18 protein-coding genes are annotated in these 23,905 nt (G+C 71.9%); 9 read left to right on the top strand and 9 right to left on the bottom strand.

Annotated features, from left to right (window positions below; translation table 11 throughout):
* Window positions 1–15: 15 nt before the first annotated feature.
* Entirely contained in the window at window positions 16–1,875 is a 1,860-nt protein-coding gene (locus tag AB0472_RS26080; RefSeq protein WP_366359504.1) for a glycoside hydrolase family 2 TIM barrel-domain containing protein, read from the bottom strand.
* Between the two features lie 209 nt (window positions 1,876–2,084).
* Between AB0472_RS26080 and AB0472_RS26075 the strand changes: the two genes are divergently transcribed.
* From AB0472_RS26075 to AB0472_RS26060, 4 genes are all read left to right on the top strand, one after another.
* A complete protein-coding gene (locus AB0472_RS26075) occupies window positions 2,085–3,149 on the top strand; it encodes a LacI family DNA-binding transcriptional regulator (protein WP_366359502.1) in 1,065 nt (354 codons plus the stop codon).
* Between the two features lie 120 nt (window positions 3,150–3,269).
* On the top strand, window positions 3,270–4,613 hold the full coding sequence (locus AB0472_RS26070; protein ID WP_366359500.1) for an extracellular solute-binding protein: 1,344 nt from the start codon (window positions 3,270–3,272) through the stop codon (window positions 4,611–4,613).
* A 12-nt stretch (window positions 4,614–4,625) separates the two neighbouring features.
* Entirely contained in the window at window positions 4,626–5,570 is a 945-nt protein-coding gene (locus AB0472_RS26065) for a sugar ABC transporter permease (protein ID WP_366359498.1), read from the top strand.
* 11 nt (window positions 5,571–5,581) lie between these two features.
* A complete protein-coding gene (locus tag AB0472_RS26060; RefSeq protein WP_366359496.1) occupies window positions 5,582–6,448 on the top strand; it encodes a carbohydrate ABC transporter permease in 867 nt (288 codons plus the stop codon).
* Window positions 6,449–6,514: 66 nt separating this feature from the next.
* On the opposite strand, the gene AB0472_RS26055 is transcribed toward AB0472_RS26060, so the two are convergent.
* From AB0472_RS26055 to AB0472_RS26045, 3 genes are all read right to left on the bottom strand, one after another.
* A complete protein-coding gene (locus AB0472_RS26055; protein WP_366359494.1) occupies window positions 6,515–7,192 on the bottom strand; it encodes an alpha/beta hydrolase in 678 nt (225 codons plus the stop codon).
* Window positions 7,193–7,272: 80 nt separating this feature from the next.
* Window positions 7,273–10,731: a phosphodiester glycosidase family protein gene (locus AB0472_RS26050; protein WP_366359492.1), complete on the bottom strand. Its 3,459-nt coding sequence runs from the start codon at window positions 10,729–10,731 to the stop codon at window positions 7,273–7,275.
* Between the two features lie 300 nt (window positions 10,732–11,031).
* Window positions 11,032–11,250 (bottom strand): hypothetical protein, encoded by a 219-nt coding sequence (locus tag AB0472_RS26045; protein WP_366359491.1) that lies wholly within the window; start codon window positions 11,248–11,250, stop codon window positions 11,032–11,034.
* Window positions 11,251–11,428: 178 nt separating this feature from the next.
* On the opposite strand from AB0472_RS26045, the gene AB0472_RS26040 reads away from it, so the two are divergent.
* Together AB0472_RS26040 and AB0472_RS26035 are read left to right on the top strand one after the other, a co-directional pair.
* A complete protein-coding gene (locus tag AB0472_RS26040) occupies window positions 11,429–12,838 on the top strand; it encodes a peptidase S8 (RefSeq protein WP_366359489.1) in 1,410 nt (469 codons plus the stop codon).
* 62 nt (window positions 12,839–12,900) lie between these two features.
* Window positions 12,901–13,425, top strand: coding sequence for a hypothetical protein (locus AB0472_RS26035; protein WP_366359487.1), 525 nt, complete (start codon window positions 12,901–12,903; stop codon window positions 13,423–13,425).
* A gap of 122 nt (window positions 13,426–13,547) precedes the next feature.
* Here AB0472_RS26035 and AB0472_RS26030 read toward each other — a convergent pair whose 3' ends face one another.
* Window positions 13,548–14,120, bottom strand: coding sequence for a TetR family transcriptional regulator C-terminal domain-containing protein (locus tag AB0472_RS26030; RefSeq protein WP_366359485.1), 573 nt, complete (start codon window positions 14,118–14,120; stop codon window positions 13,548–13,550).
* 184 nt (window positions 14,121–14,304) lie between these two features.
* On the opposite strand from AB0472_RS26030, the gene AB0472_RS26025 reads away from it, so the two are divergent.
* A complete protein-coding gene (locus AB0472_RS26025) occupies window positions 14,305–15,324 on the top strand; it encodes an alcohol dehydrogenase (protein WP_366359484.1) in 1,020 nt (339 codons plus the stop codon).
* Window positions 15,325–15,370: 46 nt separating this feature from the next.
* Here AB0472_RS26025 and AB0472_RS26020 read toward each other — a convergent pair whose 3' ends face one another.
* The 3 genes from AB0472_RS26020 to AB0472_RS26010 all read right to left on the bottom strand — a co-directional run bounded on the left by AB0472_RS26020 (window position 15,371) and on the right by AB0472_RS26010 (window position 19,842).
* On the bottom strand, window positions 15,371–16,726 hold the full coding sequence (locus AB0472_RS26020; RefSeq protein ID WP_366359482.1) for a mycothione reductase: 1,356 nt from the start codon (window positions 16,724–16,726) through the stop codon (window positions 15,371–15,373).
* 117 nt (window positions 16,727–16,843) lie between these two features.
* Window positions 16,844–17,743 (bottom strand): NAD-dependent protein deacetylase, encoded by a 900-nt coding sequence (locus tag AB0472_RS26015; RefSeq protein WP_366359480.1) that lies wholly within the window; start codon window positions 17,741–17,743, stop codon window positions 16,844–16,846.
* Between the two features lie 146 nt (window positions 17,744–17,889).
* Window positions 17,890–19,842 (bottom strand): hypothetical protein, encoded by a 1,953-nt coding sequence (locus tag AB0472_RS26010; RefSeq protein WP_366359478.1) that lies wholly within the window; start codon window positions 19,840–19,842, stop codon window positions 17,890–17,892.
* Window positions 19,843–20,142: 300 nt separating this feature from the next.
* On the opposite strand from AB0472_RS26010, the gene AB0472_RS26005 reads away from it, so the two are divergent.
* Window positions 20,143–20,583 carry a VOC family protein gene (locus AB0472_RS26005; RefSeq protein WP_366359476.1) on the top strand — a complete coding sequence of 147 codons (441 nt, stop codon included), beginning with the start codon at window positions 20,143–20,145 and terminating at the stop codon, window positions 20,581–20,583.
* A gap of 31 nt (window positions 20,584–20,614) precedes the next feature.
* Here the strand turns inward: AB0472_RS26005 and AB0472_RS26000 are convergent, their stop codons facing one another.
* Window positions 20,615–21,178 carry a hypothetical protein gene (locus AB0472_RS26000; protein ID WP_366359474.1) on the bottom strand — a complete coding sequence of 188 codons (564 nt, stop codon included), beginning with the start codon at window positions 21,176–21,178 and terminating at the stop codon, window positions 20,615–20,617.
* 615 nt (window positions 21,179–21,793) lie between these two features.
* On the opposite strand from AB0472_RS26000, the gene AB0472_RS25995 reads away from it, so the two are divergent.
* Complete coding sequence (locus AB0472_RS25995) at window positions 21,794–23,866, top strand: glycosyl hydrolase family 28-related protein (protein WP_366359472.1); 2,073 nt, start codon at window positions 21,794–21,796, stop codon at window positions 23,864–23,866.
* Window positions 23,867–23,905: the final 39 nt, after the last annotated feature.

Below are 23,905 nucleotides of genomic sequence, written 5' to 3'. Positions count from 1 at the left end.
GAGGTCTGCCGCCGGTCACCGCTGCCCGTCGGCCGGGGCCGGTGACTCGGGCCTCTCCTCGGGGGCGGAGTCGGTGCCGGTGACGATGCGGTGGATCGTCTCCAGCGGCAGCTTCGGCGAACCGTCCGCGTACAGCAGGCCGTTGGTCTCCTGTGCGGTGTCCATGAACTGCGTGTAGCAGAAGCCCGCGACGACCGGGCTCCTGTGCAGCACCCCGAAGACGTCGTCGAGCAGGGCGGCGTACTGCGCGTCCGTGCTGGTCCGCGTGTAGGAGAACTCGTCCTCCTCGGCGCCCACGGACAGTCCGCCGAACTCGGTGACCATCAGGGGGGCGTCACCGGCCCGGTAGCGCTCCGTCTGCCGTGCGTTGAGGGAGAGGGTGCGCCCGGCCGGACCCGGCGAGGCCAGCAGCGCCTCGAACCCGGCGGCGGCGCCGTAGCGGCGGGTGAGCAGCCCGGGGTCGGAGGAGTAGTCGTGCACGCCCATGATGTCGCTGTCGGTGTGCTCCCAGCCCTCGTTGGACATGACCGGCCGGGTCGGGTCCAGCGCCCGGGTGAGGTTCGCGAGCGCCACCGTGTAGGCCTGCTGCGCGGGGTCGTCGGCGATGTCGGAGCAGCCCCAGCTCTCGTTGACCGGCACCCAGGTGACGATCGAGGGATGGCTGCGGTCCCGCCGCACCAGGTCCAGCCACTCCCGGGTGAGCAGCTCCACGGCCTCGGTGCCGTACTCGTACGCGGCACCGGTCTCGCCCCACACCAGCAGGCCGAGCCGGTCGGCCCAGTAGAGGAAGCGGGGGTCCTCGGCCTTCTGGTGGATGCGGACCGCGTTGAAGCCCATGGCCTTGATCAGCTCGACCTCGCGGCGCAGTTCGGCGGTGCCGGAGTTCGCGATCAGGGTGTCGGGGCGGTAGCCCTGGTTGAGGACCGAACGCACGTAGTAGGGGCGGTCGTTGAGCAGGAAGGCGCCCCGGCCCACGCCGGCGCTGCGCAGGCCGACGTAGCTGTCGACGGTGTCGAGCACCTCGGAGGTGGCGGCGTCGCGGACGGTCACCCGGGCGTCGACCAGCGTGGGCCGCTCGGGGCTCCACAGCAGGTCCTCGCGGTCGATGCCGTTGCGCAGGGCGGGCACGACGAGGTCGACTCGGCCGCGCGGGCTGCCCACGGTGGTGGTGGACTCGGCGAGCACCTCGCCGTCGTGGCGCAGCACGATCTCCACGCTCACCGGGGTGGCCGGCACCGAGGCCAGGGTGATCTCGGCCGCGACGCCGCGCCTGGGGTCGGGGATCCAGGCCAGGTCGGTGAGGTGCTGCGCGGAGACGGTCTCGGTCCACACGGTCTGCCAGATGCCGGTGGTCCGCTCGTACCAGACGGCGTGCGGGCGGTCCTGCCAGTCCTGCTTGCCGCGCGGCTGCGCCAGGTCGGCCGGATCGTCCTCGGCGCGGACGACGAGCACGTGCTCCTCGGCGCCGGGGAGCAGCGCGTCGGTGACGTCCGCGGTGAACGGCGTCTGACCGCCCACGTGTTCGGCGACCAGGCGGCCGTCCAGCCAGACCTTCGCGCGGTGGTCGACGGCTCCGAAGTGCACCAGGGCCCGGTCACCGCCGCCGACGGCGAGGACCTCGTGGGGAATGCGGCGGCGGTACCAGACCACCGCGTGCGCGGCGGTCTCGCCGATACCGGAGGCGGGAGCCTCGGGCGGGTACGGGACGGTGATCTCCCGGTCGAACGCACCCGTCGCCGGAGCGGAGAACCACGCGTCGCGCTCGCCCTCGCGGGCGTCGTCGTACCCGAACTCCCAGACGCCGTCGAGGCTGTGCCACCGTTCCCGCCGCAGGATCGGCCTCGGATACGTCCCGTCCTGCTCGCTCGCCTTCACGAACCCTCCTCCTGCCTTTTCCGGAATTCCCGGCATAGGCGTTTCCATGGTCGAAGTCCTGCCATCATGAGTGATCGTTTGCATCGATGCAATACCCAGGTGGGATGCGACGATGAGGCGGGGCTCCCCGGTGCGGCAGACTCGGACAGCCTGCCCGGCGCCGATCGGGGCGGGCCGCCGGGCGCCGGCGCGACGGGAAGGAGGCCCCAGTGGCCAAGGTGCGGATGCGGGACGTGGCCGAGCACGCCGGGGTGTCGGTGCGGACGGTGTCGAACGTGGTCAACGGCTTCTCGCACGTCAGCCCCGACACCCGCGCGAAGGTTCAGCGCTCGCTCGACGAGCTGGGCTACCGCATGGACTACCTGGCCCGTGGCCTGCGTTCGGGCCGCACCGGCTTCATCGCCCTGGCGGTGCCGTTCCTCGCCGAGCCCTACTTCGCCGAGCTCGCCCAGGCCGTGATCCGGGCGGCGGGCCGGCGGGGCATCACGGTGCTCGTCGAGTCGACCGCGGGCGACAGCGAGGTGGAGCGGCGGATCATCGAGGGCGGTCTGACCAATGTCGCCGACGGTGTGCTGCTCAGTGCCCTGACGCTGCCGGCCGGCGACATCGCCGCCAAGAAGCCGGACTTCCCGCTGGTCATGCTGGGTGAGCACAGCGTCGGCGACCAGTTCCCGCGGGTCGGCATCGACAACGTGGCGGCCGCGCGCACGGCCGTCGAGCACCTGCTGGAGCAGGGCTGCCGCTGGATCGTCGCGCTCGGCCGCAACGGCAGCGAGAACGGCCGTCAGCGCACCGAGGGGTACGAGCAGGCGATGTCGGCGGCCCGGGTGCGGCGGGTGAACTGGCTGGTCGTACCGGTCGAGGACTGGACCAGGGAGCAGGGCTACGTGGCCGTGCGCGAGCTGCTGGAGGGCGACGGCCCGCTGCCCGACGCGATCTTCGCCTTCAACGACGCGCTCGCCGTCGGCGCGCTGCGGGCCCTGGACGCCTCCGGGGTGCGGGTGCCCGAGGAGGTCGCGGTCGTCGGTATCGACGCGGTCCAGGAGTCCGCCTACACCCATCCGCCGCTCACCTCGATCGCCCCGGACCTCGACGCCATCGCCGAGCGTTCGCTGGCCCTGCTGGAGGAGCGGATGGCGGCCCCGGGCGAGCCCGAGGAGGCCCTGCCGGGCGAGGACCCGCAGGCGGGGGCGGTGGTGGCGGCCCCCCAGGTGGCCACGCCGTACCGGCTGGTCGTCCGCGAGTCCTCGCGCCGGGCGCCCGCGTCGGAGTGATCCCGGGCCGCGACCGCAGCCGTGGGAGACTTCTTCACGGCGATCTATTGCATCGATGCAAAACGTGTGCGAGGGTCTGCGCCATCGAGTTCACATCGAATTAACGAGGTGAATAACCCCATGAGCGGAGCGATGGCGCGCCGACGGTTTCTTGCCCTCGGCGGTGGCGTTGCCCTGACCGGAGGGCTCGCGGCGTGCTCCTCCCCGCTCGCGTCCGGTCTGACGGGCTCGCAACCGAACACGGCGGACGTCGTCTTCTGGAACCTCTTCACCGGCGGTGACGGCGCCAACATGGTGCTGATGGAGAAGGCGTTCCAGAAGGCCAACCCGGGAACGACGGTCGAGGCGACCGTCCTGGGGTGGGGCAACCCGTACTACACCAAGCTGGCCCTGGCCATCGCGAGCGGCACGCCCCCGGACGTCGGCATCACCCACCTCTCGCGGCTTCCGCTGCTGGCCGCCGCGGGTCTGCTGGAGCCGATCGAGCGGACCCCCCTCGGCGAACTGGGTGTCACCGAGGACAAGTTCACCCCGGCGGCCTGGAAGAAGGCGACCGTGGACGGCACCGTGTACGCGGTCCCGCTCGACACACACCCCTTCGTCCTCTATTACAACGTGGACCTCGCCCGCAAGGCCGGCCTGCTGAACCCGGCGGGCGACGATCTCGTGCCCCTCAAGGGCAAGGAGGACTTCGTCGACGCGGTGAAGGCGATGAAGGACGCGGGCGGCGCCCAGTACGGCGCGGTCATGTCGATCACCGCGGACCCGTCCACGGCCTGGCGCTTCTTCAGCATGGTCTACTCCGGCCTCGCCGGCCCGATCGTCACCGACTCCGGCACGAAGATCGCCATCGACGACGAGGCGATGCGGGAGACGGTCGCCTTCATGCAGAGCCTGACCGGCCCGGAGCTGATGCCCAGGAACCTCACCGGCGCCGGCGCCAACGCCCTCTTCAGCACCGGCAAGGCCGGCTTCCTCTTCGACGGCGAGTGGCAGATCCCCACGTACCGCGCGGTCAAGAACCTGAGGTTCAACGTCGTGCCGTTCCCGGCGCTGCTCGGCCCGAAGCCGGTGGCGTACGCCGACTCGCACGCGCTGGTCCTGCCGCGCAACGACCGCGGCGACGAGACCCGCACCCGCAACGCGGCGAAGTTCGTCAGGAGCCTCCTCGACAGCAGCGCGGTCTGGGCCGAGGGCGGCCACATCCCCGCCTGGCTGCCGACGCAGCGCAGCAAGGCGTTCCTCGACCAGTCGCCGCAACGCAACTACGTCGAGGCCGCCTTCAACGCCCGCTACGACCCGGTCGCCTGGTACACCGGCGCCGGCTCGGACTTCCAGGGCGTGATCGGCGGCACGGTCATCGAGGCGCTCGCCGGGCGGATCACGCCCACGGGCATGGCGTCCGCGATGCGCTCCGCCCTGCAGCGGTACACCACGTCCCGACCGCCGGTCACGATGAAGTAGGAGGCAGCCACCATGACGACCGTCGTCTCTACGCGACCGGCACCCGCCGCCCCCGGCGGCCTCGCGGCCGACCGGCCCACCCCTTCCGAACGCCGGGCGGGCCGGCTGCTCTCCGCCCCCTTCCTCGTGGTCTACCTGCTGTTCCTGGTCGGCCCGCTGCTCGTCGGCGTGGTGCTCAGCTTCTTCAACACCACCACCGTCAAGAGCGGTCTCGGGGACTTCGTCGGCCTGTCGAACTACCGCGAGGTGCTCACCGACTCCCTCTTCTGGGAGAGCATGTGGCACTCGGTGCTCTTCACGCTGCTGACCACGCCCCCGCTGGTGATCCTCGCGCTCGGCGTCGCCGTCCTGGCCTCGCGCATCCGCCGCGGCCGGCTCTTCTACCGCATCGCCTTCTTCGTGCCGTACGTCGTGCCGTCCTCCGTGGTCACCCTGGTCTTCCTGTGGATGTACACCCCGCAGATCGGCCTCGTCCCAAAGGTCTTCGACGCCGTCGGACTGCCGGTACCGGACTTCATCGGCAGCACCTCGGGCGGCTGGACCGCCGTTGTGCTGATGACCGTGTGGTGGACCTTCGGCTTCAACTTCGTCCTCTACACCGCAGCCATCCAGGACGTCCCCGCGGACGTCTACGAGGCGGCGGCCATCGACGGCGCGAGCCCCTGGCAGCAGATCCGCCACATCACGGTCCCGCTGCTCGGCCGGACCACCAGCCTGGTGCTGATCCTGCAGATCCTCGCCTCGCTGAAGGTGTTCGACCAGATCTACCAGCTGCTCGGCGGCGGACCCAACCAATCCACCCGGCCCGTCATCGAGTACATCTACGACACCGGCTTCACCGCCTACCGGGGTGGCTACGGCGCTGCCGCCACCATGGTCTATTTCGTCATCATCGTCGCGATCTCGGCGGCCTGGTACGGGCTGCGGCGCCGTCGCGCGACCGGCAGCGCGGCCTGAGCGGAGGATCCATGACCACCATCACCCAGCCGCGGACCGCCGACCCGAAGGGCGCGGTCGACGGGGCGAAACTCTTCAACCGGCTCTGCGCCGTGTGCCTGACCCTGTTCGCCCTGATCTGGCTGGTGCCCTTCGCCTGGGCACTGATCACCTCGCTGCGCGACGACGCGGCCATCACCCAGAGCCCCACGTCGGTCTTCGCCGGCGGCTGGTCGCTGGACGCCTACGCGACCGCCTGGGACAACCACCCGATCGGCACCTGGTACCTCAACAGCCTGGTCATCTCGACCCTCGCCGTGGTCTTCACGGTGGCGTTCTGCTCGATGGCCGGATTCGCCCTGGCCTTCCTGCGCTTCCGCGGCCGCGCCCTGGTCATGGCCGTCGTCACCGCAGGCCTGATGCTGCCGACCGAGGCGCTGGTGCTGCCCCAGTTCATCGAGTACCGCTCGTTCCACCTGCTCGGCACGTTCTGGGCGCTGGTCCTGCCGTCGGTCGCGGCACCGATCTCGGTGTTCGTCTTCCACTCGTTCTTCCGCGGCATCCCGACCGCGCTGATCGAGGCGGCCCGCATCGACGGCGCGAGCTGGTGGCGCATCTACGCCACCGTCTGCATGCCGATCTGCCGCCCGGCGGTGTCCACGGTCGCGATCCTCACCTTCATCGGCTCCTGGAACTCCTTCCTGTGGCCGCTGCTGGTCCTCAGCCAGACCAGGTCCCAGACCATCCCGGTCGGCCTCGCCTCCCTGGTGGACCCGACCAGCCCCCAGTACGCCGAGATCATGGCCTCCTCGGTCCTCGGCTTCATCCCGCTCGTCGCCGTCTTCCTGGTCTTCCAGCGCCAGATCGTCCAGGGAATCGCCACGACGGGCATCAAGTGACGGGTGATCGGCCCGGTCGGCAACCGCCGTGATCACGGTGGGCACCCGGACCGAACGCCCGCTTGTTCAGGCGGGGCCCGGAGGAAGTGCGGCGAGAACGGCCGCCAGGCTGCGCGGGTCGCGGCGGGCGATGTTGTGGCCGACCGGAATCTCGTGCACCCGCCAGTCCGGGTCGGCGCGCAGCCGTTCGGTGAGGGAGACGAACGGGCTGCCCGCCCACGCGCCACCGCTGATGTACGTCCGACCGAACGTGCCGCCGGTGCCGCCCTCCAGCCTGACCGACTGGACGAGGCTCGGCATCGGATGCGGGCGCGCGCGGGGGTCGAGGCCCTCGGGGACGGCCACCCAGCGACCGTCGCCCCGCACGCCGGCGACGAACAGCTCCCGGAAGCTGTCGCTGGTCAGAGACCAGCACGAGTCGCCGTCGGCGGGCACGTAGGCGTCGATGAAGACGAGCTGGGCGAGCCGGTCGCCGAGCCGGTCCGCGACACCGGCGATCACCAGACCGGCGTAACTGTGCCCGCACAGGGCGAGGGGCGATCCGTCGCTCCGCTCGACCGTCCCGGCCACCTGCGCGATGTGGTCGTCGAGATTCGGCGGGCGGTCCACGTCGGCCGGGGCGTCCGGCTCCAGACCCGACAGGGTCACCGCCTCGACCTGATGACCGTCCCGGTGCAACTCGGCGGCGACCGCGTCGAACACCCAGCCGCCCTGCCAACCGCCCGGCACCATGAGGAACTTCACCGCGTCATCGTAGATCGGCGCGATCCCGCCGGGGGAGGGGGCGCCCGGCCGCGCCGGGCACCCCCTCGTCGGTCAGCGGGTCACCGTACGACGACCTGCGTGCTGCCCGTGACGCCACCGGAGGTCACCGAGACGGTGACGGTGCCGGGGCGGTGGGCGGTGAGGGCACCGGTGGACGGGTCCACCGAGGCGATCCTCGGGTCGGCCGAGGACCACACGTGCGAGGCGGGGTCCGCGATCGGGACGGTGAGCGGTGCGATGTTGTCGCTGGCGACCTGGTCTCCGTCCGCGGTCAGGGTGACGCGGTCGCCCTTCGCGATCGGGTCCTCCGGGCCCCGCACCGTGATCGAGGCGAGCGCGGGTTCGACGGTGTACTGGAGGTCACCGTCGTCACCGATGCGGACCAGCCCGAAGTGGTAGAAGCCGCCCTGGTCCGCGGGCGCGTACGCGGGCATGCCGAGGTCGGCGAAGGTGAACTGCGGGATGCCGCCCTTCTCCACCGTGGTGGGGTGCCCCTCGGGGTCGAGAATCTGCTCGGCGAAGCCGCGGGCGTGGCCGTACATCATGATCACGTGCTGCTTCGGGTGCGTCTGCTGGAAGCGCTGCACCAGCCGCAGGTACATGCGGGCCTCCCAGCGGTCCGTGAACTGGCTGTTCGCGGCCGGGTGCGGGTCGTAGGCCGGCATGTGCGTGATGACCAGGACGTCCTTGGCGGTGGTGTCCGTCAACTGCTGGACCAGCCAGGGGTACTGGGCGCCCGCGGGGTCCTGGAAGGGGTCCGAGGACTGGAGGCTGCCGTGCGAGTTGTCGGTGACGATCAGCCGTGCCGCGCCCTCGCTGTACGCGTAGTGGGTGTCGCCGAAGGTGTCGCTGTAGTTGCCGTTCTCGGCGTCGGCGCCCTGGGTGATCTCGTGGTTGCCGACGATGTCCCGCTCGGGGACACCGAGCGCGTCCATCTTGGCCTTGGCCAACCGCAGGTCGGCGAGTTTGCCGTCGTCGGCCATGTCACCGAGGAACTGCGCGGCGTCCGGCTGGGCCTGGGGGCTCAGGGAAGGCAGCCGCTTCGCGATGGAGTCCATCACGTTGCTGCTGACCGACCCGGGGTCGGAGGCCAGCAGGTGGGCGTCGTCACCGGCGAGCAGGGTGCTGCCGCGCCGGGCGAAGTCCGCCGAGTCCTCCTCGTAGGAGAGCCACTTCGGGTTGTCCGGTACGGCGTGGTAGTCGGGCTCGGTCACCGGCCGGGGCGAGTACAGCGCCTGGAGGCCCGCCACGTTCAGCGAGCCGCTGTAGGCGGTGCTCGGGCTGATGGCCAGGAAGTCGACGAAGCTGATGGTCAGCGGGAACTGCATGCCCGCAGGCAGCTGCGCGACGGCGAGGTGCCAGTCCTTCCAGGTGACGTACGTCGGATACAGCGTGGTCGCCGAACCGTTGACGCCGATGTACCGCTCGGCCAGCTCGATGCCGTTGCCGTCGCCCTTGATCCACATGCCGATCGCGGTGGGGACGTGGCCGCCTGCGGTGTCGGTCTTGAGGGTGACGTTCGGGGTGAGGACGAGCTGCTTGACGCCGGAGCCGGCCGGCATCGCGTAGTCGAGCCGCAGCGATCCGGACTCGGTGGAGCCGGGCGGTACGACCCCGGCGTCGGCGGACAGCGTGGCCGGCTTGCCGGTCGTGTTGTTGCTGAGGCGCCAGTGGTCGAGGCTGTTCATCGGGTCGATGACCTTGCTGACGCTGCCGACCGCGATCGACGCGGTGCCGGTGGACCCCGCGACGCTCGCGCTCACGTCGGCGAGCCCGCCGTCTTCGGCGCCGGCGGTGAACAGCCCGTGGGCGTCCACGCTGCCGAGGCTCGCCGGGTCCGTCTTCCAGGTGGCCGCCTCGGCGGGGATCTGTACCCGGTCGCCGTCCTGGTCGGTGCCGGACAGGGCCAGTTGCTGCGTCCCGCCGTTGTCGAGGTCGGCCTGGTCCGGGGAGACGGTGAGGGTCTTCAGCCCGCTGACGACCTCCAGCTTCTCGGACGTGGACGCGCTGCCGTTCCAGGCGATGATCCGGCCGGTGCCCGAGCGGTGCGGGGTGAGCCTGCCGTCCTCGTAGCCGGCGAGGCTCGCGGGCTCGACGCGGACGTGGGTCTCGCCGGCCGCCGGGTTGGCGAACCGGTCGACGGCGTGCACCGGCAGCGGAACGGAGCCGCCGGTCACGGTGGTGACCGTCCTGCCGTCGTTCACGACCACCTTGCGGGCGGCCTCCGCCTGCTTGGCCGTCGAGTAGAAGAAGATGCCGTTGGCGACCGGTCGTTCGGTGTTGCCGGGCAGGTCGGAGGGCGTGTTGACGACCTCGGCCCGGTCGGCGCCGGGGGCGCGGCTGACCATGCCGGTGGAGCCGCCGCCGTCGAAGAGCATGCCGGTGTACGCGCCGTGCGCGACCAGGTAGCCCGCGGCCTGCTCCGGGGTCACGCCGAAGGCGGTGTCGGCGCCGCCGTGGCCGTCGATGGCGACGACGACGGCGTGCCTGCCGTCCTTCGTGATGCCGACGGCGGTCTCCGGGTTGGCGCCGCTCGGCGGGGTGCCGGTCGGGTCCTTGTAGACCTCGCCGTCCTTGACCAGGGTGTCGACGCCGCTGATCAGCTGCGTGACATCGTTATCGGGGGACAGCCGGGTGGCGATCCGGACCGTGTCGCCGGGGTGCAGCGTGTCGGAGAGCCACTGCCCGCCGTCGTCGGCGCCCAGCAGACCGGTCTCGTCCGCGGCCAGCCGCGGCACGGTGGTGATGCCGGTCTGCACCCGGTCGACCACGAAGCCGCCGGCGGTGCCGTGCCCGGCCACCAGCGTGGACGCCTTGGTGAGGCCGGAGGTCTCGCCGAGGTCGGAGGTCACCTCCGTGATGCCGCCGCCGGCCACGTCGTTCACGGTGTTCACCGAGGTGAGCGCACGGTTCGCGGTGCCGGCGGTGATGGTGCCCGAGAAGGTCTCGGGTCCCATCACCAGGGTGCCGTCGGCCTTGACGCCGAGCTGGGAGGCGAAGCCCGCCTTGGGGCTCTTCAGCAGCCGGCCGTCGGTCATGATGCCGCCGACCGGGCGACCGCTCGCGTGGATCTCGAAGTAGTCGCCGTTGACCCCGGCGACCGCGTGGGTCCGGTGGGCCATCGACGACGGCGTCTCGTCCGCCGGGTCGGTGAGGGTGTCGTCGGCCTCGACCATGCCTACCCGCAGGTTCGGGTCGGTCAGGTCGGCCTGGAGCACCTGGATGTGCTGCCGGCCGCCGACCGTGTCGTAGGTCTCGCTGTAGTGCTTCAGGCCGCGGGTGACGGTCTCGGACGGGGTACGGGTCCGGTCGACCACCAGCGGCCAGTTCTCCGGGGTGTCCGGAAGCCAGTCGCCCGGTGCCGTCCGACCGTGCCCGTGGCCACCGGCGGCCGTGACGGCGTCGGAACCGAAGGCGATGCCCGCTCCGGTCACGGAGCCGATGAGCGCCAGGGCCACCGCGGCCACCGCGGTGCGGCGCGGGACGGCGGGCGAGGGTCTCTTCTCGCGAAGTGTCATGTGGGATCTGTCCTTGCAGTCGTACGCGCCGGTGCTCCCGGCGCGCAACGACCACCGCACACCTGTCCGGCAGACCGCAGGTGTCCGTTCAGGGTGCGTCTGATGACCATCCCGGCGGGCGTTCCGCCCGTTTCCCTAACATCTCGCCAACTCTCGTTCCCGCCCGAACTTTTCGCCGGCCACGAGCATCAAAGCGGCGGTACCCGCCGGGCCCGCTCCCGGCGCAGGCCAGTCGGTCGCGGGAAGAGGAGGGCGCCGCCCCCGGATGCCGGGGGCGGCGCCCTCACACCGGGGGACCGGCTACTTGCACGCCGACCGCCGCGAGCCGCGCAGTTGTGAGAACGCGGCGCGGAGTTCCTCGGTGAAGATGCCCGGCACCTCCCAGGCCGCGAAGTGGCCCCCGCTGCGGGCACGGTGGTAATAGAAGAGGTCGTGGTAGGCGCGGGACGCCCCGCTGTGCGGGGCCTGGTAGATCTCGCCGGGGAACACCGTGATCGCGGCCGGGACGGACACGACCACCGCGCCGACCGGCTCCTGTCGCCCCTCATGCCAACCCGTCAGGAAGGCTTATGACGGTTAGTCAGAAAAAACATGGTCCATCCGGCGAACTCTTCCGCGTCGGTGTGGATCCCACGAGCGTGACGCGTCGTCTCGCGTCGCATCCCATCAGGGAAACGCAGAAGGGATTCGTGGATCCGTGGATCGTAGAAGAGGAAGAACCGCCCTGCGCACGGGCGTACGCGCGATCGTCGGCGGCCGTCGGGCGACCGGAGGAGCGGCCGTCCTGATCGTGGTCTCCGCTCTGCTGGCCGGAGCGCTGTCCTCCGCGCACGCCGTGGCCGCGGCACCCGCGGGCGGCGGCACCGTACGGACGGCTGCCGCCACCGGCGGCGGCGATCCGGTCGTGCGGCTGCGGCAGGAGGTGAGGGCCGGATCCCTGCTGGACGCGCACGGCGTGCGCAGCGTGTGCCCCCGGTGCGCGGCCCAGATCGTCACGGAGAAGAGGGGCAGCAGCACTCCGCTGCGCGCGTCCGCGCCCGCCGGTTATGGTCCGCAGGACCTCGCCAAGGCCTACGGCCTGCCCGCGAAGTCGAAGAGCACCGCGACCGTCGCGATCATCGACGCGGGCGTGGACGCCACCCTGGCCTCCGATCTGGCCACCTACCGCGCCGCTTTCGGGCTGCCCGCCTGCGACACGGCGTCCGGCTGTCTGACGCTGAGGAACTACACCGGCGGCAAGCAGCCGGCACCGCAGAAGAGCGGTGCCGGCGCGGCGTTGGAGGAGGACGTCGCGGTCGAGACCTCGCTCGATCTCGACGCGGCGTCCGCGGCCTGCCCCACCTGCCGCCTTCTGGAGATCTCCGTGCCCTGGCAGGACGGCGAGGACGACAACGACGTCTCGACCGGCGACTTCGCCAAGGCGGTCGACACGGCGGTGGCCGCCGGCGCCTCGGCGATCAGCATCAGTTACGGCTACACCGCGGACGTGACCAACACCAGCGGTGCCTACCTCAAGGCGCTCAGGCACAAGGGCGTCGCGATCACCGCCTCCACCGGCGACTCCGGCTTCAACGGCGGTATCCACCAGGCATGGCCGTCCAACCTCCCCTCGGTGACCGCGGTCGGTGGCGTCACCCTGCCCGCCGACGCTCCCGCGACGGGCTGGTGGGCCGCCGGCAGCGGCTGCGAAACGGACTTCACCGCGGCCACCGGGCAGCCCGCCTCGGCCACCGCCGCCTGTGGCCACCACCGGGCGGCCGCCGACGTGTCCGCGGACGCCGACCCGGCGACCGGCCTCGCCGTCTACGACACCTACGCGCCGAGCAGCGGCGAGCCCGACGACTGGACCATCGTCGGCGGCACCAGCGCCTCCGCGCCATACATAGCGGGTCTCTACGCCCGTGCCGGGCACCTGTCCGCAGTCCAGGGCCCCAACACCCTCTACAAGGCCGCGGCGTCCGGCTTCACCGACGTCACCGGCGGCAACAACGAGGACTACCGGCAGTGCGCCGACTACCCCGGGATCCGCGCCTCGCTGTGCAACGCCGGTCCCGGGTGGGACGGGCTCACCGGAATCGGCATGCCGCACGGCCTCGGCGCGTTCTGACCCGCCTCGTCCGTCACCCCTGACCCGGCTTCCCCCGACCAGAAATGAGAGGACCCGTTCCCATGCGCAGAAGGACTCGGACCACGGCCGTCGCGGCGGCACTGTCCATCATGCTCCTGACCGGATCCGCGATGGCGAGCGCCAGCCCCGCCAAGCCGGCCGTGCGTCCCTGCACCAGCGGCAACGTCTCGTTCTACTTCGGCGGCTACTCCTACGGACTCGGCCACCGCAGCTTCGACCTGACACTGCTCGCGCACGACGGCATCTCCTGCAGCCTCAGCGACACCCCGCTGATCACCCTGAGCTCTCCGCCGGACCAGACCGACAAAATCCCGGTGACCGTCAACGGCCGGGGCGGCACCCTCGTGCTGCGCCCGGACTCTCCGCTGCACACGACCATCGCCTACTCGGTCCCCGACGCACCCGAGGACAAGCTGCAGGTCAGCGGGCTCCAGCTCGCCATGCCCGACGGCAGCAGCCGTGCCACGAGCTTCCTCTTCCCCGGCACCACCGACATCTACAGGGGAGGGGTGTACATCACGTCCTGGTCGACCGGCATCGGACTGGGCCAGGCGGAGGAGCGCTGACCGCCGCGGGCGGGCGTCCGTGACGCGCGGTCGCGGACGGTGTGATCCAGCATGACCGTGGGACCGGCGGCGCACCGCCGGTCCCACGGCCGGTACGCGCGCCGTGACCCGCGCGGGCGGGCTCAGCCCAGCACGACGTCGAACACCATGTGGAAGAACGCGTCGATGGGGGCGGACGACTTGTCGGCGCGGGCCGCGATCAGCGCACCCTCCCAGGCGCTGAGGATGAACAGCGCCGTCGCCGGGACGTCGAGCGAGGCGCTTGCCGCGCCCGATTCCTGGGCCTCGGCGAGTACCCGCTCGATGTGGGACGCCCACTGCCGGAAGCCGCGCCGGACCGCCGTGCGTATCTCCTCGGAGTGGTCGGCCACCTCGGCGCCGAAGTTGCCGACCAGGCAGCCGCGGGCGAAGCCGCTGTCCACAGTGTCCGAACCCATGAACTCGAAGTGCGCCCGCAGGCGCTCCAGCGGTGGGCGTCCGGCCGTGTCGAGCATGTCGAAGCGCAGGCCGACGGCGTAGCGGTCGAGCGCCTCCAGGGCGCTGTCCTCCTTGCTCGCGAAGTGGTTGTAGAAGGAACCCTTCGGGGCGCCGGCGGCCGAGGTGATGTCGCTGATGCCGGTGGCGTTGAAGCCCCGGGTGCGGAACTGTTCCAGTGCCGCCTGCGCGATGTCCTCGCGTTTCGACGCACGTGCCATGCGGATCACCTCTCCGACAATATGGCCGGTCGTCTTGAACGCTGTCAAGCCCGGCGGGCGGGCCCGCGCACCCCTCGGAGCGACCGGGCTTGACGTCAATTAAGACGACTGGTCATATTGAAAATGCATCGCCCACCACCGAGCCCCGTCGGATATGCCCGGCGGTTGTCACCAAGGAGCCTCCATGTCCACCACCTACCGAGCCTTCGAGGCCACCGGAGTCCACAACCTGCGGCTGGTAGAGCGCGAGCTGACCGATCCGGCGCCCGGACACGTCCGCCTCCGGGTGGAGACCTGCGGGGTCTGCCACTCCGACGTCCTCGCCGTGGAGGGCCTGCGCGCCGACCCGTCGAGCCCGATCGTGCCCGGCCACGAGATCGTGGGCGTCATCGACGCCGTGGGGCCGGGCGTCACCGCCTGGCACCGCGGCGACCGGGTCGGCGTCGGCTTCCTGAACGGGCACTGCGGGGAGTGCGAGCCGTGCCGCCGGGGCGACTTCGTGAACTGCCTCGACCAGGCGCAGACCGGGACGACCGTCGACGGCGGCTACGCCGAGGTGACCTTCGCGCGCGCCAGCGGACTGGTCCGCATCCCCGACGGCATGCCCGCGGCCGAGGCCGCCCCGCTGCTGTGCGCCGGACTGACCACCTTCTCCGCCCTCCAGCAGGACTCCGTCCGGGCGGGCAGCCTGGTGGCCGTGCAGGGCATCGGCGGGCTGGGACACCTCGCCCTCCAGTACGCCCGCAGCCTCGGTTTCCGGGTCGCCGCCGTCGCCCGCGGCAGGGACAAGGAGCCGCTCGCCCGGGAGCTGGGCGCACACGAGTACATCGACAGCGCGGCGACCGACCCCGGCAAGGCGCTGGCGGCTCTCGGCGGCGCCTCGGTCATCGTCGCCACGGCGTCGAGCGGTGCGTCCATGAACCCGCTGGTGAGCGGTCTGGCGCCGGGCGGGAAGCTCGTCGTCGTGGGAGCTGCGCCCGACCCGCTGTCGGTCTCCACCGCCGACCTCATCTTCGGCACCCGGAGCATCGTCGGCAGCCTGACCGGCTCGTCGATCGAGAACGAGGACAACCTCGGCTTCAGCCTGGCCCACGGCATCCGTCCCTCCCTCGAGAGAATGCCCTTCGAACGGGCCATGGACGCCTACGAGCACATGCTCTCCGGCAAGGCGCGGTTCCGCGTCGTCCTCGACGTCACCGCCTGATCGGCACCGCCCGGGCGCCTGCGCCGGCACCGCCCGCCACGCCTGACTACAGCTCCAGCAGCGCCTGCTCGACGGCCTCCGTCAGGGCCGGGTGGATGTACATGACGTCGTGCCCGATCCGGTCGACCGTCTGTCCCAGGAACATGGCCTGGATCAGGGGCTGGATGAGCGTGGCGGCCTGGGGCCCGATGATGTGCGCGCCCAGGAGCAGGCGATCGGCGGGATCCGCCAGGAGTTTGACGAAACTGGTGGTGTCCTCCAGAGCCCATCCGTACGCGGTCTGGGCGTAGTCGCGGACGCTCACCAGGAAGTCGATGCCGCGCCGCCGTGCCTCCTGTTCGGTGAGCCCGACACTGGCGATCTGCGGGTGGGTGAACACCGCGTGCGGCGCGGCCGTGTTCGGCAGCGTGCGCACGTCCTGCGGATGGAGGATGTTGTGCCGCACCACCCGCGTCTCGGCGTTCGCCACGTGCTTGAGCTGGAAGTGGTTCACGGCGTCGCCGAGTGCCCACACCCCGGGCACGGACGTGCGGTAGGCGTCGTCGGTGACGATGTGGCCGTGCTCGTCCAGCTCCAGCCCGCCGTCGACGGCCCGCAGCCGGTCGGTGTTGGGCCTGCGGCCGAGGGCCACCAGCAGCATGTCGGCCTCGACGGTACGCTCACCGTCCGGACCCGCCACCCGCGCCGCCACGCCGTCCCCCTGCGGTGCGACGGAGACGGCCTCGGAACCGAGGAGCACACGGTGGCGCCGTGCGGCGAGCTCGGTGAAGCGCCGCGACACCTGCTCGTCCTCCGCCATGAGCAGGCGCGGCCCGCGCTGCACGATCGTGACGTCCACGCCGAACGAGGTGAACACGTGGCCGAACTCGGCCGCGATGAAGCCGCCGCCGAGCACCAGCAGGGAGGCGGGCAGGTCGTCTATCCGCATGATCGTGTCCGAGGTGTGGAAGGGCACGGTGGCGAGCCCCGGGATGTCCGGCACCACCGGCCGCGAGCCGACCGCGACGACGAACGTCTCGGCGGTGACCCGCTCCGCCCCGACCTCCAGCACCTTCGGGGCCACGAAGCGGGCGGCCTCGGTGAACACGTCGACGCCCTGGCTCCTGCGGTAGTCCACCGCACTCTGGTGCAGCGGGTCGATGCGGTCGAACACGCGGTCCCGGACGGACTTCCAGTCGACGTGCGAGACACTCGCGTGGACCCCGAGACGCTCCGCCTCCCGCGCTCCCACCGCGGCGTCCGCGGCGACGACGAACATCTTGCTCGGTATGCACCCCCGGTTCAGGCACGTGCCGCCGAAACGGCCCGGCTCGACGATGGCGATCCGCAGACGGCCGAACTCCTCGGACAGCAGCATGTTGCCGCTGCCCGCCCCCAGAATGACGAGATCGTAATGCCGCATGTCTTCCACCCTCCGTCGGCGGGACGCCGGCCGTGCGGCGTGCGGCTGTGGGACGACGCCCCACGGATCACAATTCTGTTCGCATGTGCCGCTTTCCACCACCGCCGGACATGAGGGTCAGTCCGCGGACCCGCCGTCGACCGGGATGCCCAGCCGGTGGGCCACGGTGGTCAGGGCCGGTCCGAGGGGGAGCGCGACCCTGGCGAGGGCGAGCGGGTCGCCCCGGGTCGGGTCCTGGTTGACGATGAGCACGGGCTTTCCCTCCTGGTGCGCCTGCCGGACGAACCGGAGCCCGGACATCACCGTCAGCGAGGAGCCCAGGACCAGCAGCGAGGACGCCTCGCGGACCAGCCGCCGGCAGTGCTCGACGCGTTGCGGCGGAACCGTCTCGCCGAAGAAGACCACGTCCGGTTTGAGGACGCCGCCGCAGTGGCCGCAGGGCACGACGCGGAAGTCCCCGACCTGCGCGTCGGTGAGGTCGGCGTCACCGTCCGGGTTGATCCCGGCGGCCACCGGGTCGAAGCCCGGGTTCTCGGCCTCCAGCCGCCGGGCGAGTTCCCGGCGCGGGCTGAGGACGCCGCAGGAGAGGCAGACGACCCGGTCGAGGCTGCCGTGGAGTTCCACCACGCCCTCGCTGCCGGCGGCCTGGTGGAGGCCGTCGACGTTCTGGGTGATCACTCCCGAGACACGGGCGTACCGCGCGTAGGCGGCCACGGCCCGGTGCCCGGCGTTGGGGACGGCACGGCCGAAGGTGCGCCAGCCGAGGTGGCTGCGTGCCCAGTAGCGGCGCCGCGCGTGGGCGCTGCCGGTGAAGTCCTGGTAGGTCATCGGCGTGTGCCGGGTCAGGCTGCCGCCCTTGCCCCGGTAGTCCGGGATGCCGGACTCCGTGGAGATGCCCGCGCCGCTCAGCACGAGCACACCGCCGGTGCTCAGCGCGTGGACGACCGGTTCCAGATCGGTGGTGCCCGGCGGCAGGTCCGCGGCGGGGGTCCAGCTCAGGGTGGGTCGCATGCGCATGCCGCCAGGGTACGGAGTCGGTGGCGCCCCACAGCCTGCTCCGGCCCCGAATCCTGCCGGAGCGGGCCCACCGGGACCGCCGCGGCATCCGGACGGCGTCGGTGGGCGAGGGCCCCGCGCCCGCGGGGCGGAGCCTTCGCCGGGCGTCAGCCGTGCTGCTTCAGGCCGTCCAGGATCTCCCCGGTGGCCAGCTGCGCCCGTACCGCGACATGGGGGCGTTCGGGAGCGGGCAGCGCCAAGGTGCGGCCGCCCCGAGCGGCGGAGACGTCCCCGGTCACGCGCAGGGCCGTCACCGCCCGGCTCCCCGCCGCCAGCACGAACCAGTGACCTCGCGGCGACCGCCAGCCGGTGGCGGCCACCACATGCCGGCCGAACCGGCTGCACGCGGCGGTGGACCGGGCCCGGGCCACCGTGCGTACCGGCTCGGCCGGGGTGTCACGGCTGGTGCGCAGGCCCACCGTGACATCGCCGGGGCCGCTCCAGGAGTCGGCGCGCGCGCAGGTCCACACGGCCCGCCCGCCGCCGTCGGGCAGCTCCTGCTCGGCGAAGTCCCAGGCGTTCACCGCCCGTACGCCGGCCCCGCGCAGCGACGTCAGCGCGCAGGCCTGGTGCGCCCAGGCCACCAGGGCGGCGCCACCGGTGGCCTCCCGGGGCTGCCGGGGCGGACTCCCGCGTCCGGGCGGCGGCGTGTAGGTCAGGTGCACGGGGGAGAGGCCGCCGAGCGGGGCGAGCAGGAAGGCGTGGTGCTCGGCGATGCGCTCCGAGGACCGCAGCTGGAGCACGGGACGGCGCGCGCAGCCGTCGCCGGCCGGTACCGCCGGGACCGGGGCGGTGACCCCGTCCTTCGCCACCCCGAGCGGCCGGCCGAGGACGTCCGGGTGCAGCAGATCGCGGGTCTGCGCCTCGGCGACCCACGGCGCCAGCAGGAACCGCGCCGACCCCTGCGAGGCGGTCAGCGTCACGGCCGCCGCGGTCGTCACATCCGCCTCGTCGACCCGGGCCACGCTCAGTTCGGCCCGGCCGTGAGCGGGCTCGTCGTAGCGGGCGAGGCGTTCACCGTCGTACAGCACCACCACGCCGCCGCCGCCCACGTCGCCCGCGTACAGCAACCGGGGCGCGGTCACCGGGGCGCCGGCGCCCGTGCCGGGGGCGACGGCCGGCCGGATGCCGGCCCCGGCCGGGCTGCTCCACGCGGACACGGCCCGGCCGAGCAGCGCCTCGTCGTGCACCCGGGATCCACGGGCCGGCCAGGCCGTGAAGTCGACGCGCGAGGTGTTGTCCCACACCGTGTCCCCGGTGCGTAGCAGGTCCGCCGGGCCGTAGGCGGCCCGCGCCGCGGACGTCGGCGTCCCGTCGGAGCGCGCCGGGCCGCCGGACAGGGTCGCCGCCAGCACCGTTCCCGTCACCGTGCAGATGGCCGCGGCGGCCAGGCCCAGCCGTACCCGGCGCCTGCGCCGCAGCAGGTCGGTGGGGCTCGCCTGGAGCGCGCAGGCGTTGAACTCCGGCGACGCCAGCAGCCCGGCGGCCGACGGCCCGACGCTCTCGCCGAGCGCGTCCGCCGCCTGCAGCGCGGCGTCGGGCCGTCGTACCCCGGCCGCCGTCATGACCTCGCGCACGGTCTCGTCGGACAGCCCGTGCATCGTGCGCAGCAGGAACGCCGCACGGCCCGCCGCGGTCACCCCCGACAGCCGCAGGGCGAGGGCGAGTTCGTCGGCGCCACCGGACAGGGGGAACAGTCTCAGGCCCACCACCAGCGGCAGCCGGGGCAGCAGCGGTATCAGGCGCCGGCGCGGGCCCCGGTCGTACGAGAGCGCGCCCCGCACCACCGCGACGAGCAGCGCCTGCCCGACCGGCGCGCCGCCCGGCCGCTCCCGGCGCGGGGGCGGGACCGCCGCGCCGGCACCCGGCCGCGCTCCCGTCAGCGCCCGCTGCACCACGGAGTGGGCGACGACCACCCGGCGGTGGCGGCCGAGAGCGGCGGGCAGGAGGAGATGGGCCAGGCGGACCAGATCCCCGTACTGCTCGACGAGGACGGACTCGACCTCCTGGACCGGCGGCCTGGCACCGCGTGCGGGACGTCCGAGCGGGCGAAGATGCATGGAGTGGAACGCTTTCGGGCGAGGTGGGTGACACGGTGGTATGCCACTCCGTCAAACGAGTGAATCCGGCACGGGTCACCGCCCCCGCCGTGACCTGCGACGGCCCGGCCCCCGGCCGTGCGCAGCCGGCCTCGGACGTCCTGTTGCCGGGTGCCTTGTGCCGGATGCCGAGTGCCGGTGCCGAGTGCCGAGTGCCGAGTGCCGAGTGTCGGATGCCGGATGTCGAGAACGTGCCACCGGCTCCGTCCCGGGAAGGACGGCGGCCGTCACCGGCCGCACCAGGAAGAGGGAGAGACCAGCATGACGATTCAGCGGATGGACAACGTCGGCATCGTCGTCGACGACATGGACGCGGCCATCGCGTTCTTCGTGGAACTCGGCATGGAACTGGAGGGCAGGGCCGAGGTCGAGGGCCGGTTCGCCGACCAGTGCACCGGACTCGACGGTGTCCACTGTGACATCGCGATGGTCCGGACTCCGGACGGTCACAGCAGGCTCGAACTGGCGAGGTACCGCAGCCCCGCCGCGATCGGCGGCGGGCCGCGCAACCGGCCGCACAACGTTCTGGGCACGCACCGCGTCATGTTCGCCGTGGACGACATCGAGGACACCGTCGCCCGCCTGCGCCCTCACGGCGCCGAACTGGTCGGCGAGATCGCCCGGTTCGAGGACAGCTTCCTGCTCTGCTACCTCCGTGGCCCGGAGGGCATCATCGTCGGACTGGCCGAGCAACTGCGCTGAGAAGGAGTACGCCGACCAGGTGGGGAACCAGTCAGCAAGGTCTGCCGACGAGCCAGAAGCAGGTCCCGGCGCCCAGACCGAACACGAGATGCGCGCCCAGGTCGTCGGCCAACGTCCGCGGGCTGTACCTCCAGATCGGCTCGTAGAGCCCGGCCTGCGGCAGGACCAGGTACGCGCTGGCCCAGACGGCCGCGCCGAAGGGGATGCCGAGCAACGGGTTCGGGCGCCGGACCGATCCGGCGGCGATGCCGTACAGCGCACCCCAGGCGGAGCCGTAGGACCAGTGCATCGCGGTGCTCAGGAGCCACGCCCACCGGTCGGGGACCTCGCGCTGGGTGAACCCCTCCAGGAGCCGCTTCGCGACCTTGCCCGGATCCGGGGCCTCTTCCCAGTTTCCGACCGGCGCGAACTCCCAGTCCTTGGGGCTCTCGGTGCCTCCTGTGCGGCGGTATCGCAGATAGCGCGTGGCGTCCATGCACACCGTTCCCGCGATGCCGGCGAGGACACCGTCGACGACGGCGGCCAGCGGCGTGAGGGGCCGTCGTCGTGGAGGTCCTGCTGTCCTGATGCCCATCACCTCAACCACCTCGGGCAACTGCCGGAGCCTTGGGTCGCGCCGTCGCCCCCCTGGTTTCCGGGAAGTACAGAATCCCACCTGTCACCTTCGCCCGCACTCCGGGAACGCGCCACCGTGGCGCCGGTCCTGCGCGGTCGGGGGCATGAGGGGCGGTGGCGGTCCAGGGCGGGGGTGTCCGGAGGTGCCGTCGCCGAGGGTCGGGCCTCAGCGCAGAGGGGCTGTCGTCACAGTGATCGACACGGCTGAGCTGGTCCAGCGGAACGCCGGGTTCGGCGACGGCGGATCATTCGCCGGCCGGAGACCTCGACGCCAAGACGGTCACCGACCCGGTCGCCGCCGTCCGCGTCGACGTCGTCGTCCCGCCGGCGCGAGTGGACGTACGACACCGCGCGGCGCCCCCGCCGGCCCGTCCCGAGACGTCAGCGTGTCACTCCGCGGAACGTAAACCGGCGCAAGTAATCTACAATTACTTGCAGAAACCCTACGGCGTGATGGAAAGAAGTGTCCGCCGTCTTGTCCGGCCGTCCGGTCGCGCCCTAATGTCCCGGTACGCAGCGGCACGGCCCGTCCCGTCGTGCCGCCGCGCACCGAGCTGCCCTCGGTGACCTCCGCTCCCAGAGAAACGAGAATCCGATGGCGCGGTACACCCATCACAAGGCTGCGGAACGGCTGAGCGACCGTGTGCGAAGACCGGCCCGGACCCTGGTGGCGCTGACCGCGGCGACCGCCGGACTCGTGCTCGGACTTGGCGCTCCGGCCCCGGCGGCGCCGTGGCACGCCGGCCGTGCGGGCTCCCCGGCGGTGACCCGCGCCGGACTCGTTCCCGCCCTCGTCGCGGGGCGGGGCGCCGCGGTGGACTTCGACGAACAGGAGGCGGAGAACGCGGCGACGGACGGCACCGTGATCGGCCCCGACCGCACCGCCTACACGCTGCCCTCGGAGGCGTCCGGCCGCTCCGCGGTGCGCCTGGAGCCCGGCCAGTACGTCGAGTTCACCCTGCCCCGCGCGGCCAACGCTCTCACCGTGCGGTACAGCATCCCCGACGCCCCCACGGGCGGCGGCATCACGGCACCCCTCGACGTCTTCGTGGACGGCCGCCACCCCACCACGATGACCCTCACCTCGCAGTACTCCTGGCTCTACAACCAGTACCCGTTCAGCAACGACCCCCAGGGCGACCTGCTGCACCCCGACTGGTGGATCACCGAATGCGGGTGCGTTCCCGCCGCCACCACCCCGGCGCCCACCATCGACAAGCCGTTCCGGCCGAGCCACTTCTACGACGAGCAGAGACTGCTGCTCGGCAAGCGGTACGCGGCCGGGGACACCGTCCGCCTCACCGTGCCCAGGAACAGCAGGGCCGCCTGGACCGTCATCGATCTGCTCGACACACAACTCGTCGGCGCGCCCCACGTCGAGAAGCACGCCGTGGACGTCGTCGCCTTCGGAGCCGACCCCACCGGCCGGCGTGACGCGGGCGACGCCTTGGACCGGGCGATCGCCTACGCCGGGAAGCGGCACCTCAAGGTGTACCTGCCGCCGGGCACGTACCAGGTGAACCGTCACATCATCGTGGACGACGTGACGATCGTCGGGGCCGGCAGCTGGTACACGATCGTCAAGGGCCACCAGGTCACCCTCGACAGCCCCGCCCCCGACGGCTCGGTCCACACCGGGGTCGGCTTCTACGGCAAGGACGCCGCGGACGGCGGCAGCCGCGACGTCCACCTGTCGGGCTTCGCCGTCGAGGGCGACGTACGCGAACGCATCGACACCGACCAGGTCAACGCCATCGGCGGGGCGCTCAGCGACTCGACGATCGACGGCCTCTACCTCCACCACACCAAGGTCGGCATGTGGTTCGACGGCCCGATGACCCGTCTGCGCATCACCCGTACCCAGATCGCCGACCAGATCGCCGACGGCCTCAACTTCCATACCGGCGTCACCGATTCGAGTGTCTCCGACACCTTCGTCCGCAACACCGGCGACGACGGCCTGGCGATGTGGTCGGAGAAGACGGGCGACGCGCGCAACGTCTTCGCCCACAACACCGTGCAGACCCCGGTCCTCGCCAACGGCATCGCCCTGTACGGCGGCACCGACAACACGGTCACAGGGAACCTCATAGCCGACCCGATCAGAGAGGGCAGCGCCATCCAGGTCGGCTCCCGGTTCGGCGCGGAGCCGTTCACCGGCCGCCTGAGGATCACGGACAACACCACCGTCCGCTCAGGGCCGTTCGAGCTCAACTGGAAGATCGGCCTGGGCGCGATCTGGTTCTACGCCCTGGAACGCGACATCGACGCCGACATCCAGGTCACCGGCGACCACTTCCTCGACAACACCTACAACGCGATCATGCTGGTCTCCGACTTCCCGGTGAAGGACAAGTACGCGATCCGAGGGGTCCGCTTCAAGGACATCCGCGTCGACGGCACCGGTACCTCCGTGCTCAGCGCCCGCTCCGCCGGATCCGCGTCCTTCGAGAACGTGGACGCCCGTGGCGTCGGAGCGGTCGGCATCAACAACTGCGGATCCTTCAACTTCCCCGCCTCCGGCTCCGAGTTCGCCGTGAACGACCTCGGCGGCAACGACGGCGGCGGGACGGCCGGCCCCTGGCTGGCGTCCTGGGAGCTGCCGAACACCATCACCTGCGACGACCGGCCCCCGGTGGTCCCGCCACCGGCCCCGGCGCCCTGGTGAGACACGACGGGTGAAGCAGCCGGGCCCTCGCGGGACCAC

The sequence above is a fragment of the Streptomyces sp. NPDC086777 genome, from assembly GCF_040702065.1.
Taxonomy (GTDB): domain Bacteria; phylum Actinomycetota; class Actinomycetes; order Streptomycetales; family Streptomycetaceae; genus Streptomyces.
This window is presented reverse-complemented; position numbering and strand designations above follow the sequence as displayed.

What these genes read in the sequence shown, in the direction of transcription:
- AB0472_RS26070 (WP_366359500.1), top strand. Translation starts at nt 3,270, where the DNA reads ATGAGCGGAGCGATGGCGCGCCGACGGTTTCTTGCCCTCGGCGGTGGC.
- AB0472_RS26065 (WP_366359498.1), top strand. Translation starts at nt 4,626, where the DNA reads ATGACGACCGTCGTCTCTACGCGACCGGCACCCGCCGCCCCCGGCGGC.
- AB0472_RS26060 (WP_366359496.1), top strand. Translation starts at nt 5,582, where the DNA reads ATGACCACCATCACCCAGCCGCGGACCGCCGACCCGAAGGGCGCGGTC.
- AB0472_RS26050 (WP_366359492.1), bottom strand. Translation starts at nt 10,731, where the DNA reads ATGACACTTCGCGAGAAGAGACCCTCGCCCGCCGTCCCGCGCCGCACC.
- AB0472_RS26035 (WP_366359487.1), top strand. Translation starts at nt 12,901, where the DNA reads ATGCGCAGAAGGACTCGGACCACGGCCGTCGCGGCGGCACTGTCCATC.
- AB0472_RS26030 (WP_366359485.1), bottom strand. Translation starts at nt 14,120, where the DNA reads ATGGCACGTGCGTCGAAACGCGAGGACATCGCGCAGGCGGCACTGGAA.
- AB0472_RS26025 (WP_366359484.1), top strand. Translation starts at nt 14,305, where the DNA reads ATGTCCACCACCTACCGAGCCTTCGAGGCCACCGGAGTCCACAACCTG.
- AB0472_RS26020 (WP_366359482.1), bottom strand. Translation starts at nt 16,726, where the DNA reads ATGCGGCATTACGATCTCGTCATTCTGGGGGCGGGCAGCGGCAACATG.
- AB0472_RS26015 (WP_366359480.1), bottom strand. Translation starts at nt 17,743, where the DNA reads ATGCGCATGCGACCCACCCTGAGCTGGACCCCCGCCGCGGACCTGCCG.
- AB0472_RS26010 (WP_366359478.1), bottom strand. Translation starts at nt 19,842, where the DNA reads ATGCATCTTCGCCCGCTCGGACGTCCCGCACGCGGTGCCAGGCCGCCG.
- AB0472_RS26005 (WP_366359476.1), top strand. Translation starts at nt 20,143, where the DNA reads ATGACGATTCAGCGGATGGACAACGTCGGCATCGTCGTCGACGACATG.
- AB0472_RS25995 (WP_366359472.1), top strand. Translation starts at nt 21,794, where the DNA reads ATGGCGCGGTACACCCATCACAAGGCTGCGGAACGGCTGAGCGACCGT.